At 35.6% G+C, this 17,211-nt stretch carries 14 protein-coding genes, 1 tRNA gene, 2 rRNA genes and 1 pseudogene; 8 read left to right on the top strand and 10 right to left on the bottom strand.

The window, feature by feature from the left end:
* Nucleotides 1-269: 269 nt before the first annotated feature.
* Both AAGD68_RS04645 and AAGD68_RS04640 read right to left on the bottom strand, forming a co-directional pair.
* Nucleotides 270-875 (bottom strand): hypothetical protein, encoded by a 606-nt coding sequence (locus AAGD68_RS04645; RefSeq protein ID WP_253309146.1) that lies wholly within the window; start codon nt 873-875, stop codon nt 270-272.
* Between the two features lie 214 nt (nt 876-1,089).
* Nucleotides 1,090-1,464, bottom strand: coding sequence for a ferredoxin family protein (locus AAGD68_RS04640; protein ID WP_010082601.1), 375 nt, complete (start codon nt 1,462-1,464; stop codon nt 1,090-1,092).
* 61 nt (nt 1,465-1,525) lie between these two features.
* On the opposite strand from AAGD68_RS04640, the gene dprA reads away from it, so the two are divergent.
* Nucleotides 1,526-2,614 (top strand): DNA-processing protein DprA, encoded by a 1,089-nt coding sequence (gene dprA / locus AAGD68_RS04635; RefSeq protein WP_341814149.1) that lies wholly within the window; start codon nt 1,526-1,528, stop codon nt 2,612-2,614.
* A 220-nt stretch (nt 2,615-2,834) separates the two neighbouring features.
* Here dprA and AAGD68_RS04630 read toward each other — a convergent pair whose 3' ends face one another.
* Both AAGD68_RS04630 and AAGD68_RS04625 read right to left on the bottom strand, forming a co-directional pair.
* Nucleotides 2,835-3,563: a triosephosphate isomerase gene (locus AAGD68_RS04630; protein WP_265016707.1), complete on the bottom strand. Its 729-nt coding sequence runs from the start codon at nt 3,561-3,563 to the stop codon at nt 2,835-2,837.
* A gap of 24 nt (nt 3,564-3,587) precedes the next feature.
* Nucleotides 3,588-3,660 (bottom strand) — tRNA-Thr (locus AAGD68_RS04625).
* Nucleotides 3,661-3,738: 78 nt separating this feature from the next.
* Between AAGD68_RS04625 and rsmA the strand changes: the two genes are divergently transcribed.
* Together rsmA and guaB are read left to right on the top strand one after the other, a co-directional pair.
* Nucleotides 3,739-4,557 carry a 16S rRNA (adenine(1518)-N(6)/adenine(1519)-N(6))-dimethyltransferase RsmA gene (gene rsmA, locus AAGD68_RS04620; RefSeq protein WP_341814148.1) on the top strand — a complete coding sequence of 273 codons (819 nt, stop codon included), beginning with the start codon at nt 3,739-3,741 and terminating at the stop codon, nt 4,555-4,557.
* 31 nt (nt 4,558-4,588) lie between these two features.
* Nucleotides 4,589-6,082 (top strand): IMP dehydrogenase, encoded by a 1,494-nt coding sequence (gene guaB / locus AAGD68_RS04615; RefSeq protein ID WP_341814147.1) that lies wholly within the window; start codon nt 4,589-4,591, stop codon nt 6,080-6,082.
* A gap of 10 nt (nt 6,083-6,092) precedes the next feature.
* Here the strand turns inward: guaB and fsa are convergent, their stop codons facing one another.
* From fsa to pstC, 4 genes are all read right to left on the bottom strand, one after another.
* Nucleotides 6,093-6,734 carry a fructose-6-phosphate aldolase gene (fsa, locus tag AAGD68_RS04610; protein WP_253309151.1) on the bottom strand — a complete coding sequence of 214 codons (642 nt, stop codon included), beginning with the start codon at nt 6,732-6,734 and terminating at the stop codon, nt 6,093-6,095.
* A 306-nt stretch (nt 6,735-7,040) separates the two neighbouring features.
* Nucleotides 7,041-7,385, bottom strand: a complete 345-nt coding sequence (locus AAGD68_RS04600; RefSeq protein WP_006279902.1) for a F0F1 ATP synthase subunit epsilon — start codon at nt 7,383-7,385, stop codon at nt 7,041-7,043.
* A gap of 12 nt (nt 7,386-7,397) precedes the next feature.
* Nucleotides 7,398-8,825: a F0F1 ATP synthase subunit beta gene (gene atpD, locus AAGD68_RS04595; protein WP_341814386.1), complete on the bottom strand. Its 1,428-nt coding sequence runs from the start codon at nt 8,823-8,825 to the stop codon at nt 7,398-7,400.
* A gap of 101 nt (nt 8,826-8,926) precedes the next feature.
* Nucleotides 8,927-10,015 (bottom strand): phosphate ABC transporter permease subunit PstC, encoded by a 1,089-nt coding sequence (gene pstC / locus AAGD68_RS04590; RefSeq protein WP_264688474.1) that lies wholly within the window; start codon nt 10,013-10,015, stop codon nt 8,927-8,929.
* A gap of 107 nt (nt 10,016-10,122) precedes the next feature.
* Between pstC and rpmH the strand changes: the two genes are divergently transcribed.
* The 3 genes and pseudogenes from rpmH (at nt 10,123) to AAGD68_RS04575 (ending at nt 10,914) form a co-directional block, all read left to right on the top strand.
* Nucleotides 10,123-10,257: a 50S ribosomal protein L34 gene (rpmH, locus tag AAGD68_RS04585; RefSeq protein WP_006279898.1), complete on the top strand. Its 135-nt coding sequence runs from the start codon at nt 10,123-10,125 to the stop codon at nt 10,255-10,257.
* Nucleotides 10,258-10,324: 67 nt separating this feature from the next.
* Nucleotides 10,325-10,600 (top strand): annotated as a pseudogene (gene rnpA / locus AAGD68_RS04580) (ribonuclease P protein component); the annotation flags it as partial.
* Nucleotides 10,601-10,689: 89 nt separating this feature from the next.
* Nucleotides 10,690-10,914, top strand: coding sequence for a hypothetical protein (locus AAGD68_RS04575; RefSeq protein WP_341814146.1), 225 nt, complete (start codon nt 10,690-10,692; stop codon nt 10,912-10,914).
* A 16-nt stretch (nt 10,915-10,930) separates the two neighbouring features.
* Here AAGD68_RS04575 and rrf read toward each other — a convergent pair.
* Together rrf and AAGD68_RS04565 are read right to left on the bottom strand one after the other, a co-directional pair.
* Nucleotides 10,931-11,037 (bottom strand): 5S ribosomal RNA (gene rrf, locus AAGD68_RS04570).
* Nucleotides 11,038-11,103: 66 nt separating this feature from the next.
* Nucleotides 11,104-13,869, bottom strand: a 23S ribosomal RNA gene (locus tag AAGD68_RS04565).
* A 332-nt stretch (nt 13,870-14,201) separates the two neighbouring features.
* On the opposite strand from AAGD68_RS04565, the gene AAGD68_RS04560 reads away from it, so the two are divergent.
* On the top strand, nt 14,202-15,278 hold the full coding sequence (locus AAGD68_RS04560; protein WP_264329070.1) for a methyltransferase domain-containing protein: 1,077 nt from the start codon (nt 14,202-14,204) through the stop codon (nt 15,276-15,278).
* A gap of 58 nt (nt 15,279-15,336) precedes the next feature.
* Complete coding sequence (locus AAGD68_RS04555; protein ID WP_253309154.1) at nt 15,337-17,121, top strand: ribonucleoside-diphosphate reductase subunit alpha; 1,785 nt, start codon at nt 15,337-15,339, stop codon at nt 17,119-17,121.
* Nucleotides 17,122-17,211: the final 90 nt, after the last annotated feature.

Raw genomic sequence — 17,211 nt, 5'->3', positions numbered from 1 at the left:
ATCTTCAATAAAAACCTGCTTCTATAGCTAAAAATTTATCAATGAATTAATATTAACTTAGTATTAAATAATGTTAAAAACTTAACATTATGATTATTTTCAGCAATAAAAACTAAAGGTTGTGAGAACCGTTCATTTTGGAATCTGTATACCTATCCTCAAAAGATTATGAACAGGCTCTCACGACTATAATTCATCTGGCGAGTGATCAGATAACATCTTGCTCCCTCTAACCCTTTTTCCTGATTAATTTTTGCTAGCGCTACTTGCTAGCCTATTAAGTGATAATCATGATTATAATCATCTAGCGGGTGATCAGTAGTTGTTATAACATCTTGTTGATCAGATTCCTTTAATTCTTTTTCCTGTTTCTCCTGATTAATTGTTGTTTTAGGTCTCTCTTCTGTATTTAACTCTCCTTGATTATCGTCTAATCCAATGTTTTTTAATTCTTCTGCTACATCTCTTATAAATTCGCCTCTTGGGAAAGAAGTGCCGTAATTTTTCTCATTATACAAATTTAGAGTAACATAAATCATTGTTGTCAAATCATTAGCTATAGACTCACTGTGATAATGGTATTCGTGATAATCCGCGGTAATAGAATCATAATCATCGTCAGACAAATTTGCTAAGTTGTTATATGTAAAGCCTTTAACAGTATGATCTGTGTTCATATCTAAATCATATCTCTCTTGGTAGGCATGAAAAATATAATTAGCGTATTTTTCAATCGTAAGGAGATCTTTCTCATCTAATTGATCGTAATGTATTTCATACTTAAATTTTGTTCCTTCAATATTGATTGTTTTTGAGTTTGGTAATACTACTTTATGCTTTGTTGGGTTTATACTCTCTTTAGCGTGATTTTCCATTTTGATGCCTCTAAATTTTATAATACTGTCATCCTACTAAAAGTTATATAATAATTCGTTAATTCTATATTTAACATAATCTTTCGTTGTTTCCAAGTAGATTATTATTAATCTAATATTAAATATTACTAAAAACCTAAATAATGCGACCATTTTCAATAACCAAAGACAAACAGGATAAGATATAAAAGAAGTTTCTTCCTCTTCAGCAGTATTACTCTAAATTTTCATCAAAATAAGCTGTTTTATCCTTTTTTTCCTTATACTCTTCTGCAGTATAGAGAGGTTGCTTTTTAGCTGTAATGTTTGGCCATTTTTGTGAGTATTCTACATTTATATCGTAAAATAACTTGAAAGTTTTTTGTTCGCTGCTCAGTAATTCTTCATCTAATTCTAAAATATCTTTTATGGAATCATCAGTTACAATTGCATCTACTGGACACTCAGGTATGCACACTCCGCAATCAATACATTCATCTGGGTTAATCACGAGCATGTTTTTACCTTCATAGAAGCAGTCAACGGGACATACTTCCACACAGTCCGTATATTTACATTTTATGCATTTATCTGTAACAAAATGCGTCATAAAACACTGTATATTTGTATTATCTTGGGTACACTAAATTGATAAGAAATTCAAGCCTTTTATGAAGATAAATAAATTGAACAACAAAGAATTAGAAGTATGGTTAAGCTTGGCTAGAACTATAGGACCAATAAAGTTTTTTAGTATACTAAGAACACATGGATCGCTAGATGAGGTGCTAAAATATCTCAATAGGGTGGCTAATAATAAGGTGTATGGCATTCAAGATGCACGAGAAGAAATCAATAATGCAGAAAGAATTGGAGCTAAAATTATACCCGCATGTGACCCAGATTACCCTGATCTTTTAAGAAATATCTCTAGTTGTCCTCCTATAATAACTGCGTTTGGTAATATATCATTATTAAGCCATGAGATAATTGCAATAATCGGTGGGCGCAACTCTTCGATGAATGGAAGAAATTTTGCCAGTAAACTAGCACTTGATTTAAGCGAAGCTGGTTTTGTTATCGTTTCTGGACTTGCAAAAGGAATCGATACCGCAGCAAACAGTGTAATATACAAAAATCATCCCACTATTGCTGTTACAGCAAGCGGAATTGATGTGGTGTATCCAAAAGAGAATTTTGATCTATACAAAAAAATCACTGGGAACGGTGGTTTAGTAATTACTGAGCTTCCATTTGCTACTAAACCAAAGCCTCAGTATTTTCCTCAAAGGAATCGAATTATATCTGGTCTATCGCTGGGTGTTGTAGTGATTGAAGCATCGAAACGTTCTGGCTCTCTAATAACAGCAGATTTTGCTTTAAATCAAGGGAGAGAGGTATTTGCAGTTTCTGGTTTCCCTTTAGATTCACGCTGTAGTGGTAGTAATTATTTAATTAAAAACGGTGCTAAGCTTATCGAGTCCGCTGATGACATAATAGAAAGTGTTAGGTTTAGTTTACCTCCGCAGCAAAAAAACCTATTTAATGTTGAGCACTATGCTGTTAACCAAAAACAAGAAAAATTACAACAGGCAAAATCTGTTATAGTTGATCATATTAACTCTGTACCTGTTGATATAGATGAACTTATATTAGCAAGCGGACTTTCTGCCAACATAGCTCTAATGGCTCTTTTAGAACTAGAGTTGGAAAACAAAATAGAGCGTTCACCGGGGAATAAAATATCGTTAATTTTCTAGATTACTTTAGCTATAGCTAACCCAAGAAAGGTTTTCCTACGTCATACCGCCGCGGTATCTTGGCATAGATTCCGCTAACAAGTAGCGGAATGACGAATTTTTGTTTTTCAAATTATCGGTAAACCTAAGTCACTTTAGCTATAGGTCAGTATGTCGTTTTACTAGATGTTCGTACAGATATATGCTTGACACTGGAATGATGCCATTTGCTATAGGATTCTTAGTTGCTGATTTTAGAATTGATAAGAGAAAACTTTTTTTCAACTTGTTGTATGATTTTATAAAAGTGATCGAAATCTAAGCTTGCACTGCCAATTAAAACTCCTGATAAATTTGAAATATTTAACAAATTTTCTATATTTTCTGAACTGACTGAACCACCATATGTAATGTGTTTTTTACCAGTACACAATTTTATTACCTCTATCACCTCAGCAATTGCATCATTATTTGGCACATGACCTGTGCCTATTGCCCATATTGGCTCATATGCTACGGTATATTCACCGTGTGTTGGCAAACGGTTTTTGCATTGATATTCTATTACTTCTTTTGTTTTTTCATTCTTATAATCTTCTGAATTTTCACCTACACAGATAATTGGGTGTAAGCCTGATTCTATTGCTATTTCCGACTTAAGTTTTATTTCACTATCTGTTTCGTTAGCCCTTTCAGAATGCCCAAGTATTACGTAAGTACACCCTAATTCCTTTAACATTTCTGCGCTAATTTCACCTGTGTAAGAACCAGATTTTTTATAATGGCAATTCTGTGCTCCTATATTAATATTATCGCTCAACTCTATACTGTCTGAAAATGCGGTAAATGGTGGACAAATCACTAGTCTAGAAGTAATCTCATTGTTCTTGTTATTAAGTTTGCCTATAAAGTCAACAAATGAAGACCGTGTTCCATTCATCTTCCAATTTGCTACTATTAAAAAGGACATCAACTTTACTTATATGGGCGAGAGTGCCGGCTGTCGGACTTGAACTGACAACCTACTGATTACAAGTCAGTTGCTCTACCAATTGAGCTAAGCCGGCGTTAAACACATTAATAATATACAATTATCAATGGATTTTAGTCAACTGATTTTTAAAATACTGTATAATGAAAATAATATGAGAAAATTTTTACTGAAGCCAAAAAAGAGTCTAGGGCAAAATTTTATTTTATCGAGTGAGATAATAAAAAGAATAGTCGTTTTAGCTGGCAATCTAGAGAATTTTAACGTCATTGAGATTGGTCCTGGATATGGTGCATTAACAAGAGAAATATTGGTGCATAATCCAAAGTCTCTACTTTCTATAGAAAAAGATAGAGATTTAGTAAAACACCATGACCAACTGCTAAATGAGCATCAAGGAAAGTATAGAATTATAGAAGCGGATGCACTGCATGTTATAGAAGAAGAGCTGATAGAGCGCCCAGTCAAAGTTATTGCTAACTTGCCTTACAATATCTCGGTAGCGTTATTTTTAAATTGGTTAAATAATATAAAATTTTTTACGAACTTGACATTAATGTTTCAAAAAGAGGTAGCAGATCGCATTACGGCAAGACCCAATTCTAAAGATTATGGTTCCTTATCAGTGCTAAGCCAGTTACTATGTGATATAAAAAAGGAATTTGATATTGAACCTAAAGAGTTTTTTCCAAGTCCAAAAGTACATTCTTCAGTAATTACAGTAAATCCTTTGCCTACCCCAAAGTTTGCAGTAAATTTGGAAACCTTAACAAGATTAACACGTGCCGTTTTTGCTCAAAGAAGAAAGATGCTGAGAAATAGCTTGCAAAATATAACGAACCACGCTGAAACTGTCCTTGAAAACGCTAAATTGAGTGGAAACGAACGTCCAGAAAACTTAACTATTGAGCAGTTTTGTTTGCTGGCAAATAATGTAGAATGCTTATTTTGCAAAAGTCCTATTGCAATTTAATTAATTGGCGTATAAGCTTTAAATAAAGCCTATGAAAAAAATGGAAGCTTGTTATTCGTTTGACGATATACTTCTTTTGCCAGCCTATTCTAATATATTGCCTTGCGATGCAGATACAAAAACTTATTTAACAAATAATATAGAACTAAATATCCCTCTCATATCCTCTGCAATGGATACTGTTACTGAATCGGGCTTTGCAATAGCTATTGCCCAACATGGAGGGATAGGTTGCATACATAAGAATTTATCAATAGATGAACAAGTTTTAGAAGTAAGAAGGGTGAAAAAATATGAAAGTTGGATCGTGTATAACCCAATTACGATTTCACCGGATAAAACAGTTGCGGAAGCAATTTCATTAATGAGAGAGCACAATTATTCTGGCATTCCTGTAGTCGATCAACTCAAGTTAGTTGGAATTTTAACTAACCGAGATGTGAGGTTTATTGAAGACCAGAACATGAATGTAAAAGTTTCCGAAGTGATGACAAAAGATAAGTTAGTGACAGTGCGGGAGCAGGGAGTGAATAGTGCCTCAGCAATGAAATTGTTGCATGAAAATAGAATAGAAAAGCTTTTGGTCGTAGATGAAAATTCTTGTTGTATAGGTTTAATTACGGTTAAAGACATTGAAAAATACAATAGATACCCAAATTCATGTAAAGACAGTAAAGGGCGGCTCAGAGTTGCCGCTGCAATTGGCACTGGTAAAAAAGATGGTATAGAAAGATGTGAAGCTTTGATCGGAGAAGAAGTTGATGTAGTTGTTGTGGATACTGCTCACGGTCATTCCGAAAACGTTATCAATACCATTAGGGAAATAAAAAAGATGTATCCTAATACGCAATTAATTGGCGGAAACATTGCAACAAAGGAGGCTGCTGAAGCGTTGATTGATGCGGGTGTTGATGCAGTGAAGGTCGGAATAGGACCAGGATCAATCTGTACAACCAGAATAGTTACAGGTGTTGGTGTGCCACAATTCTCTGCAATCAAGAATGTTGCAGAGACGTGTAGAGCAAGAAACGTCAGACTAATTGCTGATGGTGGGGTAAAATACTCAGGAGATGTTGCAAAAGCTATTGCAGCTGGTGCTGACTCTGTGATGATTGGTTCGATTTTTGCTGGCACTGACGAAAGCCCAGGTGAGATTATCATGTATAAGGGCAGAACATATAAAGGCTATCGAGGAATGGGATCTATTAGTGCAATGAAACGAGGTTCAGCTAGCCGTTATTTTCAAGATAAAGATTCAAAACTAAAATTAGTTCCACAAGGAGTGGAAGGAAGAGTTCCATTCAAAGGTCCAACTTCAGGAGTAATCCATCAGTTGATTGGCGGATTGCAAGCTGCAATGGGGTATACTGGTAATAGGAATATAGAAGAGATGAAAAAAAATTGTAAATTTGTTACTATTACTGCATCAGGATTAAGAGAGAGTCATGCTCATGATGTAGTCATTACACAAGAAGCTCCAAATTACGCTTATCAAGCGTCCAATTTGTCAACCGATTCAGAGTAGTGACCGTTTATTATTTTGCACCCCAGTCTTTTTCAAATATTGCTAGCCCTTGGTCAGTAAGTGGGTGATTAATTAATTGTCTAAGTACTTTTGCTGGCACAGTAATTGAATCAGCACCAAGCCTTGCAGCTTCTATTACATGTGCTGGGCTTCTCACTGATGCAACAAGAACTTTAGTATCAAAACCGTAATTAGAATATATAGTACATATATCTTCTATTAGCGATAAGCCATCATAGCTTATATCATCAAGGCGACCAACAAAGGGAGAAATAAAACAAGCACCGGCCTTAGCGGCAAGCAGTGCTTGTCCAGGAGAAAAACATAATGTGATGTTAACAGGTATTTTATGCTCTGTCCACAACTTTTTACAAGAAATTAATCCTTCATATGTAAGGGGCAATTTTACCACAACATTATCAGCGATTTTCGCTAACTTAAGGCCTTCTTTAACCATATCTGCATGGTTATTTGCAACAACTTCAACACTAACAGGCCCCTTGATAATAGAGCATATTTCACGCACTAAATCCTCGTATTTATCTTTACGCCCGGACTTTGCTATTAAAGAAGGATTAGTTGTTATGCCGTCAATGAACTCCTTTAGTTCTTTAATTTCATTTAAATCAACGCTATCAAGAAAAATTTCCATATTAATCTCCCATAAAAAAAATACCCTTGCAAAATCTTGTCATCCAAACGCCCTCCTTTGTCATCCAAGTAGCTGACACTGGGATCCATCTTTTTTTTATTATGAACATTATATGCTCCTAGAATCTATTACCCATTGCATAATTTACAAATATTTTTACACCTAGATCCCAGTGTCACGCACTGGGATGACAAAGATGAATACTGGGATGACAGGGAAGAGAATACTGAATGACAGAAAAAAAAGCACTTGGATGACAAAAGTTGGGCTACTTGGATGACAAGACCGACTTTTTGCCTAAAATAACTAAGAAAGAAATTTCTCATCAAGATAACTTAAATATATACTAATTCTCTTATTTTTAAACGATTTCTCATCATGAATTGCACGATCAAAAACCTGAATTTGACTTGTTATAATGCTACAATTATTATTTGCAACTTCTAATACGCCACTATCAATTACAACCTTCTTTTCTGTTTGGTTACTCATTTTAACAGTAATCATACCAGGCAATAAATAAATTAAGTAAGGAGCATGGTGAGCTAAAATCATAAGCTCCCCTTCGAGCCCAGTTACTGAAAGAGAAACCACTCCACTGAATGAAATTTGATCATCAGGAGAGAAAAATTGCACTTTAAAAGTATTCATAATCTTTAACTTTTATTTAGCTTCAGCTTGTATTAATTCAGCCTTTTTTATTGCTTCATCTATATTCCCCACCATATAAAAAGCAGCCTCTGGTAAGTGATCATATTTACCTTCAACAATCTCTTTAAAACTGGAAACAGTATCAGAAAGTGAAACAAATTTACCAGGCATACCAGTAAATATTTCTGCAACGTGAAAAGGTTGAGAAAGAAATTTCTGAATCTTACGAGCCCTATCAACAATAATTTTATCTTCATCAGATAGCTCATCCATACCAAGTATTGCGATAATATCCTGCAGTGATTTATAAGTTTGCAATATACGTTTCACCTCAGAAGCTGCCTTATAATGTTCTTCACCAATGATTTCAGCAGATAAAGACTGAGAAGTTGAATCAAGTGGATCAACAGCAGGGTATATTCCCATTTCAGCTATTTGCCTTGACAACACTGTGGTGGCATCAAGATGAGAGAATGTAGTTGCTGGGGCTGGATCAGTTAAATCGTCCGCAGGAACATATATAGCTTGCACAGAAGTAATAGAGCCAGAAGTTGTTGAAGCTATTCTTTCTTGCATTGCACCCATATCAGTTGCAAGGGTTGGCTGATAACCAACAGCTGACGGTATTCTTCCAAGTAAAGCAGAAATTTCAGAACCAGCTTGTGTAAAACGGAAGATATTATCCACAAAAAATAGAACATCTTGGTTTTCACGGTCACGAAAATACTCTGCCATAGTAAGTGCTGTTAAAGCAACTCTAGCCCTTGCTCCAGGAGGCTCATTCATCTGACCATAAACCAAAACAGCTTGAGATTTTTCATGCTCATTTATATTTATTACATTTGAAGTGATCATCTCGTGGTAAAGATCGTTACCTTCACGCGTTCTCTCCCCTACCCCGGCAAACACAGAAAATCCTTTATGAGCTTTTGCTATATTATTAATTAATTCCATTATCAGGACTGTTTTACCAACACCGGCTCCACCAAATAAGCCAATTTTTCCTCCTTTAAGATAAGGTGCAAGAAGATCTATAACTTTTATTCCCGTAACTAAAACTTCTTCCTGTATTCTCTGTTCAGTAAAACTTGGAGGTGCTCTATGTATAGGCTCTAAGTTATATTTTCCCTTCAGTGGACCACACTCATCTATAAGCTCTCCAACAACATTAAAAATCCTTCCTAAAGTTGAACGCCCAACCGGAACTGATATTGGTGCGCCTGTATCAACAAATTCATCCCCCCTTGACATGCCATCTGTGCTATCCATAGCAATACAACGAACTATATTGTCACCTATATGCTGCGAAACTTCTAAAACCAGCTCCTTATCCTTATATTTTAGTTTGCTTTTTAAAGCATTAAATATTTTAGGCAATTCACCTTCAAATTTTATATCAACAACTGCTTGAGTTACCTTAATCGCTCTACCTATATTCATCTCTTTATTTTTATCACCCAACACTATAATTCCATAAAAGAACTTCTAAAGAAAATAAATCTTATATTATTAATAGAAATTTTGCAACATTAAAACGCTTACTAGTTACGCTTCATTACAAACAATGCAAATGCATTTAATAGCCAAGTAATAATAAACAATACTAAACTAAGCGCATAAGCAGCAAGAGTTTGTACACTATTGAAATCCTGATCTCCGGTAAGTAATGTAGCGATCTGCACGGTAATGGTAGTAACTGAATTAAGAGGGTTAAAAGTCAAATTTGCGTTGATTCCCACAGCCATTAGCACAATCATTGTTTCACCTATCACTCTTGAAATTGACAATAAAATTGCACTTAAAATTGTAGGCATTGCATAAGGTATTGTTATATGCCATATAGTTTCCGCTGGAGTTGCGCCAAGTGCCATGAAGCCATAACGCAAGCTTTTTGGAACAGATCTTATGGCATCTTCGAGTAAAGAAATAATAAAAGGAAGAATCATTATCCCAATCGATAAACCGGCAACTAAGGCACTTTCTGAGTGTATACTTAAACCAAAAAAATTTGCTACCTGCTTTATAAAGAAAGACAAGAACACAACCGCAAAATATCCATATACAACCGTAGGAATAGCAGATAAAACTTGCAAAGTTGTATTAACAATATAACGCACTTTCTCACTCGCATATTCACTAATATATATTGCAGAAAATAAACCAAGCGGAACGACAACTAACATTGCTATAATAGTTATAAGTAATGTACCTACTAAAAGCGGCGCTATACCAAAATATCCTATCTTCTCTTCATTGACAGTGACTACATTGTGGCCCCATTTCAAGCAAAACAAGAATTCTGAAATAGCTACTTTATTAAAAAAATTAATGGATTGAATAAAAATAGATAGCATTATAAATAAAGTGATAAAAAATGATATGGCCAAAGCCACAAATAACGAAAGTTTTATTATCTTATTTCTTTTATTTTTAAAGATAAAAGCAAGCATGAAAAAAAGTAACGCTATAGAAATAAAAGTTACAAAACAATTATTATAGAGTACTAACAACCAAGTTAGCATCCATACACAACTAAGATATAGATAAGATTTAACCTTATTTACTTCTTGAAACCTACTAAAACAAAATAAAAGGATTAGTAGGACAGGTATGACTATCACCGAATTCATTTTCCCATGCATCAAATTTTATTCTACGAAAATGTCATACAAGTTCACCATCATTTGACAATAAAGTAAAACAATTTAAAATAAATAATTATATTAATATAAAAACAATGAAGAGAACATTTCAACCAAAAAATTTGATAAGAAAGCGCAGACATGGATTTCGTTCACGTATGGCAACAAGAGCTGGAAGAAAAATCCTTAATAGGCGCCGTTCATTAGGGTGTAACAAATTATGCGCATAGTAAGTATAAAAAAAAAGATTTTTCCTTTGCTTTCAAAAATAAGTTAGCACTCAGCAGTCTTTTTTATCGTGGGCTTTATATATCACTGTACGCCATAAAAGAAAGAGAACCTGAAAAGTACACTCATACTATTAGAGTAGGTCTGGCTATCAGTAAAAAAGCCGGAAAAGCAGCAAAAAGAAATAAAATAAAAAGGCAATTACGAATGCTTGCTAAAATTAGCATTTTAAATATAAGCAATATAGGGCACTACTACATAATACTAACTCATAGAAACATTATGCAAGCAAATTATAAAAACTTACAAAAAGATCTAACTATTTGCTTAAAAAAGATAAAATAAAAAAAATCTCAATTAAGGTATTTACAACTATATTTTTTATGATAACATAAGTAAAATTTTTAAAATAAATTAACGGGTGTGGGTGTTTAATGGTAGGGAGTAGAAAAGAACAAGATAAAAATCTCAATATAAATACAAATAATGTTAAAGAAAATTTTTATGAATATAAAGAATCTAATTATCGTACACAATGGGAATTAGCATTTGAGCAAAGTCGATACTTAGAGCAGAATAAGAATAAGCCTAGACCACAATTATTAGATTTGAATATAGAAGCGACTTCTCGTAATAAAAGAATTATTAAAAGGCGATAAAAAGAAATTTTTATAAACTTGGCGGCGACCTACTCTCCCTTTTCAAGTACCATCAGCGCTAAAAAGTTTCACTTCCGAGTTCGAGATGAGATCGGGTGGTTCATTTTTGCTATAGCCACCAAGTCAATAAAAATTTCTAACTTAACAATTTTAACTTAATATTTAACACTGCATACACACATATAGAAAGCAAATAAATCAATCAGGCTATTAGTACTAGTTAGCTTCACATGTTACCATGCTTCCACACCTAGCCTATCAACGTGGTAGTCTTCCACGGCCTTAATTGGGAAATCTTTTTGAAGAGGGTTTCTTGCTTATATGCTTTCAGCAATTATCCCATCTATACATAGCCACCCAGCGATGCTATTGGCATAACAGCTGGTACACCAGAGGTATATCCATCTCGGTCCTCTCGTACTAGAGTCAGACCTTCTCAAATTTCCTTCACCCACGGCAGATAGAAACCGAACTGTCTCACGACGTTCTAAACCCAACTCACGTATCACTTTAATCGGCGAACAGCCGAACCCTTGGGACCTTCTTCAGCCCCAGGATGTGATGAGTCGACATCGAGGTGCCAAACGGTGTCGTCGCTATGAACGCTCGAACACCATCAGCCTGTTATCCCCGGCGTACCTTTTATCCGTTGAGCGATGACCCTTCCATACAGAATCACCGGATCACTATGACCGACTTTCGTCTCTGCTTGGCTTGTCAGCCTCGCAGTCAGGCAAGCTTATGCCATTATACTATCAAGCTGATTTCCGACCAGCTCTAGCTTACCTTCGCACGCCTCCGTTACTTTTTAGGAGGCGACCGCCCCAGTCAAACTACCCACCATACAATGTCCTAGTTCCAGATAATGAAACATAGTTAGATATCAAAAGTGTAAAGGGTGGTATCTCAAGGTTGACTCCATTATAGCTAGCGCCATAACTTCAAAGTCTCCCACCTATCCTGCACATCACACTTTTAATAGCAATGTAAAGCTATAGTAAAGGTGCACGGGGTCTCTTCGTCTAACCGCGGGTACCCCGCATCTGCACGGGGAATTCAATTTCGCTGAAGTGATGTTGGAGACAGTGGAGAAATCGTTACGCCATTCGTGCGGGTCGGAACTTACCCGACAAGGAATTTCGCTACCTTAGGACCGTCAGTGTTACGGCCGCCGTTTACTGGGGCTTCAATTTAGAGCTTGCACCCCTCCTATTAACCTTCCAGCACCGGGCAGGCGTCAGACCCTATACTTCCACTTACGTGTTTGCAGAGTCCTGTGTTTTTAGTAAACAGTCGCTACTCCCTATTTTGTGCCACCTACTCATAGTTGCCTAAAAGCAGGTTACCCTTCTTCCGAAGTTACAGGTATAATTTGCCGAGTTCCTTCAACATCATTCTTTCAACACCTTAGTATACTCTACTCATCCACCAGTGTCGGTTTGCGGTACGGCCTCATAAATATAAGTGCTATTTCCTGGAGCTTCTTTTAAGCATAGATCAATCCAATAAGATCTATACAAATACGAAACCCGTCACACTTAAGAGGTTTAGGAATATTAACCTAATTGCCATCGACTACTCCTTTACGGACTCGCCTTAGGAACCGACTAACCCTACGCAGATTAACTTAACGTAGGAACCCTTAGATTTTTGGTGAGAGTGTTTTTCACACTCTTTTACGCTACTTATGTCAGCATTCTCACTTCCGATATCTCCAGCAGTTTTCACAAACCACCTTCACAGACTTACGGAACGCTCCGCTACCGCGCCTATTGATCGAAATCAATAAGCACTCACATCTTCGGTATACAGCTTTAGCCCCGGTACATTTTCGGCGCAGAAAAACTTATTTAGACAAGTGAGCTGTTACGCTTTCTTTAAAGGATGGCTGCTTCCAAGCCAACCTCCTAGCTGTAATGGTTTTTCTACTTCCTTCCCCACTTAGCTGTAATTTTGGGACCTTAGATAGTGATCTGGGTTGTTTCCCTTTCCACCACGGACTTAGCACCCGTAGTGTGCCTGCTGTATAATTAATTGTTGGTATTCGGAGTTTAGTTAGATTTGGTAAGACGGTGAATCCCCCTAGTCTATCCAGTGCTCTACCCCCAACAACATACATACAACGCTCTACCTAAATAGATTTCGCGGAGAACCAGCTATTTCCAAGTTTGATTGGCCTTTCACCCCTAATCACAACTCATCCAATAATGTTGCAACATTAACTGGTTCGATCCTCCAGTGTGTTTTACCACACCTTCAATCTGGTCATGACTAGATCACTTGGTTTCGGGTCTAATCCATAAAACTAAAACGCCCTATTCAGACTTGCTTTCGCTACGCCTACACCTAACGGCTTAAGCTTGCTTCATAGATTAACTCGCTGACCCATTATGCAAAAGGTACGCTGTCACTCTAAATATCAATAAATTGATATAGAGCTCCAACTGTTTGTAAGCACTTGATTTCAGATTCTATTTCACTCCCCTCCCGGGGTTCTTTTCACCTTTCCCTCACGGTACTTGTTCACTATCGGTCGTTAAGGAGTATTTAGGCTTGGAGGATGGTCCCCCCATATTCAAACAGGATTTCACGTGCCCCGCTCTACTCAAGGATTTAAAAACTTTCTACTTATACAGGACTATCACCTTCTATGGTTACTATTTCCAGAGTATTCTAATTCTTATTCTTAAATCACTAGCCTTTTCCGCTTTCGCTCGTCACTACTAACAGAATCTCGGTTGATTTCTTTTCCTTTGGCTACTTAGATATTTCAGTTCACCAAGTTTGCTTTACATACTTAGTATGTAATAACTAGCCAAGCTAGTTGGGTTTCCCCATTCGGAAATCTGCGGATCAAAATTTGTTGACAATTCCCCACAGCTTATCGCAGCCTGCCACGTCCTTCATCGCCTCTTAACGCCAAGGCATCCATCAAGTGCTCTTAATAATTTATTTATCCGACTATATGCAGAATATGCAGAGTTAAATATTATTAAAATTGAATTGAGATTAAATTAATCTCTACCATAAAACTTGTCAAACATCTAAAAACTAAATTAATCTTTATATTATAACCTAATAAATAATATGTCAACGCCTTTTTGCACAAAACATTTACTTATATTATCAACAACAATATACTAGCAATCCTAAACAGTACAATCTGAGAAATATGCGGTAAACTTATATATACAGTAAAAATTAATAAAAAAGATATTTTGTAAGATAAAATGTGTTAAAATCAATTGCCTAAAAATGATAATGAACATTCGGAGTATTTCTCATGTATGAAAAGTAATCTCTCTTTTATAAAAAACGTTGCTTTAAATTGTATGTCTAAGCTCATTGGTGTATTAAATATTAAGAAAGTAAAACACTTCATTGTGAATAAATATAATACTCTTCATAAAGAAATGACAGTGCTTCTTAAAAAATCTAAGAACCTGTTAAATACCAACATTGAAATCGGTTTATATCACTTTTATAAAGGTAGCATATCAGATGCAAAGTTACGATTTTGGTTAATTAGCATATTTTACCCCCATTTACCCATAGTCTGGTATAACATCGGAAGGTGTCATTTTGCGGTAGGGAATACTAATAAAGCTTATAATTATTTAACACAGACACTAAAATTAGATAGTGATCACGAGGAGGCATCTTACTATATAAAAAAAATGACAAACTCAGCGCCTATTACAGAATTGCCAAAAAACCTCATAAGACAATATTTTGATTACACAGGTGAATATTTTGTTGAGCATTGGTTGATTGCTAAACAGTATAGAGGGCATGAACTTGTACACATGATAATTACAAAAATCTTCAACAACTCCACTTCTGAGCTCAATATACTTGACCTTGGTTGTGGGACTGGAATATGTGGTCATTTCTTGAAAATAAATAGTACTGGAAGCCACATAACAGGAATTGACATTTCAAGTAGAATGCTAAATATCGCAAGAGGATGCTTTATAAAAGGTAAGCCTGTTTACAATGAATTAATACATATGGAAATGAAAGAGTTTCTTAAACAAAAGAAAAACCAGCAGTATGATGTAATTATCTTTGCTGAAGTGCTACATTATCTACATGACTTTCAAGAAGAATTGGAATTAGCAAAAAGATCTACGAGCAAAAAAGGGGTTATTATATGTTTAATAAGAAGAAAGGAAGGTGAAGGTATTGACTTTGTAAACAAAGGAGACTATTTTCGTCACTCAGAAAGTTATGTTCAACATGTTGCAAAAAAAATAAATATGCAGATAAGTTATATGAGTTACTGTAAAATATATGGCAGTCAGGTTGACGGTATCTTGTTTGCATTACAGCATCAACAAGAAAATCCGAAAAACCTAACTTAAAAATCGCTCAAAGTGGCTTTTAAGTATCTATATATAATAAAAGAATAAAAGGAATTTTATGAATAACATTACTATTAATTACGCAAAGGATAGCAAATTAACCGATTTTGGAAAAGCAGTTCTATCAGACAGGTATTTAATAGAAAATGAAAGTTACCAAGACCTCTTTGCACGTATTGCTAATTACTATTCTGATAACAAAGAACATGCGCAGCGTCTTTATGACTACATGAGCAACTTGTGGTTCATGCCTTCAACACCAATACTCAGCAATGGTGGCACCAAGAGAGGGTTGCCTATCTCTTGCTTTCTTAATGAAACCGAAGACAGCTTGCAGGGAATAGTTGACTTATGGAATGAAAATGTTTGGCTTGCTGCACGTGGAGGAGGTATAGGTAGTTATTGGGGAAATTTACGTTCAATTGGTGAAAGTGTAAAAGGTAGTGGTAAAACATCAGGAATTGTACCATTCATTGTGGTGCAAAATGCTCTAACGCTCGCAATTAGTCAGGGATCCTTAAGGCGAGGAAGTTCAGCAGTCTATCTTCCTGTATCTCATCCGGAGATAGAAGAGTTTCTGGATTTGCGCAAGCCAACAGGCGGTGACCCAAATCGCAAAGCGTTAAATATACATCATGCTGTAATAGTAACAGATAAATTTATGCAGGCTGTTGAGAATGATCAAGAATGGAATTTAATAAGCCCTCACAACAATAAGGTTATTTCAACTGTAAAAGCGCGGGATATATGGATCAAAATATTAACAGCAAGAGTTGAAACTGGAGAACCTTACATTATTTTCCTTGATGCAACAAATAACAATAAGCCAGAATCTTACAAAAAGCTCAACTTAGACATCAAGATGTCAAATCTATGCAGTGAAATAACTTTAACTACAGGTTATGATCACCTGAATAAGTCACGCACTGCTGTGTGTTGTCTATCATCCGTAAACCTTGAGTACTACGAAGAATGGAAAGACAATAAACTCTTCATAGAAGATATAATGCGCTTTCTTGATAATGTATTGGAAGATTTCATAAATAAAGCACCGAATGAAATGCAGCGAGCAAAATATTCTGCAGCCAGAGAACGCAGTATTGGTCTTGGTGTGATGGGTTTTCATTCATTTTTACAAAGCAAAATGGTTCCTTTTGAATCAGTAATAGCACAACAATGGAATAAAAAAATATTTAAGTATTTACGTGAGCAAGCAGATATAGTTTCTAAAAAATTAGCAGAGGAAAAGGGGGCATGTCCTGATGCCAAAGAAGTTGATCTAATGGAAAGGTTTACACACAAGCTCGCTATTGCTCCAACTGCCTCAATCTCCATTATTGCAGGCAATACCTCTCCTGGAATAGAGCCATATGCAGCAAACGTATTCATACAAAAGACACTGACAGGCTCATTTGTAGTGCGAAATAAATTCTTGCAAAAACTATTAGCAGAAAAAAATCAAGACAATGATAAAATATGGTCTTCAATTTCGACAAACGAGGGTTCCGTTCAGCATTTAGATTTTCTTAGTGAGCATGAAAAATTGACATTTAAAACAGCGTACGAGCTTGATCAAAGATGGATTATAGAACATGCAAGTGATAGAACTCCGTATGTTTGTCAGTCTCAATCAGTCAATCTGTTCTTGCCTGCCAACATACACAAACGTTACTTGCATAAAATACACATGCTTGCCTGGAAAAAAGGATTGAAGAGCTTATATTACTGCAGATCACAATCAATGCAGAGAGCTGACAAGGTTTCGCATGACATATTCAAAAAAAGTGAAATATTGCAACACAAAACAGATATTGACTACGATGAATGTTTGTCATGCCAATAGTGACCTTATTCAAAAAAAGTAGAGAGAAAGTTAAGCAAATGGGTAAGGAAATATAATAGACTTCTTGCATAACCATATAACGAACTTTTC

The organism is Wolbachia endosymbiont (group A) of Machimus atricapillus, from assembly GCF_964027095.1.
Lineage (GTDB): Bacteria > Pseudomonadota > Alphaproteobacteria > Rickettsiales > Anaplasmataceae > Wolbachia.
The sequence above is the reverse complement of the archived record's forward strand: the minus strand, read 5'-3'. Positions and strand labels throughout refer to the sequence as shown.